Genomic DNA, 2,323 nt, shown 5'->3' on the forward strand with positions numbered 1-2,323 from the left:
CCTTCGACAGCCGGAGACTCGGCGGGCTCGATGGCCGGCACGGATTCGAGGATGACGTGGGCGTTGGTGCCGCTGATGCCGAAGGAGGAGACGCCCGCGCGGCGCGGCCGGCCGGCCTCGGGCCACGGACGGGCCTCGGTGAGCAGTTCCACCGCGCCGGCCGACCAGTCCACGTGCGGGGACGGCGCGTCCACGTGCAGGGTCGCCGGCAGCACCCCGTGCCGCATCGCCAGCACCATCTTGATCACACCCGCCACGCCGGCCGCGGCCTGGGTGTGCCCGAGGTTCGACTTGATCGAGCCCAGCCACAGCGGCCGGTCGGCGAACCGGTCCTGACCGTAGGTGGCCAGCAGCGCCTGCGCCTCGATCGGGTCGCCCAGCTTGGTGCCCGTCCCGTGCGCCTCCACCGCGTCCACCTCGGCGGCCGACAGCCCCGCACTGGCCAGCGCCTGGCGGATCACCCGCTCCTGCGAAGGCCCGTTCGGCGCCGTCAGACCGTTCGACGCACCGTCCTGGTTCACCGCCGAACCCCGCACCACCGCCAGCACCTCGTGCCCGTTGCGCCGGGCGTCCGACAGCCGCTCCAGCACCAGCACACCGACGCCCTCCGACCAGCCGCTGCCGTCGGCCGCGGCCGCGAAGGCCTTGCAGCGGCCGTCGGAGGCCAGCCCGCCCTGGCGGCTGAACTCGGTGAACACCGCGGGCGTGGCCAGCACGGTGACCCCGCCGGCCAGCGCCAGGTCGCAGTCCCCGGAGCGCAGCGCCTGCGCCGCCTGGTGCATCGCCACCAGCGACGAGGAGCAGGCGGTGTCGACGGTGACCGCCGGGCCCTCCAGGCCGAAGGTGTACGACACCCGGCCGGAGGCGATGCTGCCCGCGTTGCCGGTGCCCAGGAAGCCCTGGACCTCGTCCGGGACGGCTCCGCCGCCGGTCGCGTAGTCGTGGTACATCAGGCCGGCGTAGACGCCGGTCCTGCTGCCGCGCAGCGAGGTCGGGTCCAGGCCCGCGCTCTCGAAGGCCTCCCAGGAGGCTTCCAGCAGCAGCCGCTGCTGCGGGTCCATCGCCAGCGCCTCGCGCGGCGAGATCCCGAACAGCCCGGCGTCGAACCGGGCGGCGTCGTGCAGGAAGCCGCCCTCGAAGACGGTCGCGGAGCCCGCGCTCTCGCCGGCGTACACCGCGGCGACGTCCCAGCCCCGGTCGGTCGGGAAGGAGGAGATGCCGTCCCCGCCGGCGGCCAGCAGCTCCCACAGCCGGTCCGGGTCGGTGACGCCGCCGGGGTAGCGGCAGCTCATGCCGACGATCGCGATCGGCTCGTCGAGGGCGACCGTGGCCGCGGCGGGCTTCGCCGCGGCGGCGGCCGGTCCCGCCGGGCGCGCGCCGAGCAGCCGGCCGCGGACGAACTCGGCCAGCACGGCCGGGGTCGGGTGGTCGAACACCAGGGTCGCGGGCAGCCGCAGGCCGGTGACTTCCTGGAGCCGGTTGCGCAGCCGGACCGCGAGCAGCGAGTCGAAGCCGAGGTCCTTGAAGGCCCGCCCCGGCTCGACGGCGGTCGCGCTCGCGTGGCCGAGGACGGCGGCGACCTCGGCGGCCAGGTCGGCGGCGTCGCCCTGCCGGCCGGCGAGCTCGACGAACCGGACGCTGTCGGGGCGCTGCGGGGAGGAGGGCGCGGCGTCCGTCAAGCGTCGTGCGGCGGCGATCGCCAGCCGCGTCTTGCCGACCCCGCCGGGGCCGGTCAGCGTCACCAGGCGGGAGCCGTCCAGGAGCCGGGCGACCCGCGTCAGCAGCGCGTCGCGCCCGATCAGCGGGGTGAGGTCCGCCGGGAGGTCGGACGGGAGATCGGCGGGGAAAGCAGCGGGCAATGGGGACGGGACGGCGGGGGAGCCGTCGCCCGGGGGAGCGGGAGCGGCGGCGGGCCGTTCGGGCGTCCGCGGGTCCAGGGACGGGTCCTGCCGCAGGATCGCGTCGTGCAGCGCGGCCAGGCCGGGGCCCGGATCGAGCCCCAGGTCCTCCGCCAGCCGGCCGCGCAGGTCGGCGTACGAGGCCAGCGCCTCGCTCTGCCGCCCCGCCCGGTACAGCGCCCGCAACTGGACGGCCCGCAGCCGTTCGCGCAGCGGGTACCGGTCCACCAGGTCGGCGAGATCGCCGGTGAACAGCGGGTCGCCGCCCGCTTCGAGGCGGGCTTCGGCGTGCTCCTCCAGCACGGCGACGCGCTGCTCGTCCAGCCGGTGGGCCGCGGCACGGGCGAACTCCTCGTCGGCGAAGTCCGCGTACGCCGCGCCGCGCCACAGACCCAGCGCGGCGGCCAGCCGGGCGGCGCGCTGCC

General features: G+C 76.7%; 1 protein-coding gene. It reads right to left on the reverse strand.

The genetic code is table 11. The features are described from left to right. Positions 1-2,323, reverse strand: a 2,323-nt coding sequence (locus tag BU198_RS26105) for a beta-ketoacyl synthase N-terminal-like domain-containing protein (RefSeq protein ID WP_223244952.1), incomplete at both ends; no start/stop codon positions are given.

Origin of the sequence: Streptomyces sp. CBMA156, assembly GCF_014596515.1 — a bacterium.
GTDB lineage: Bacteria > Actinomycetota > Actinomycetes > Streptomycetales > Streptomycetaceae > Kitasatospora.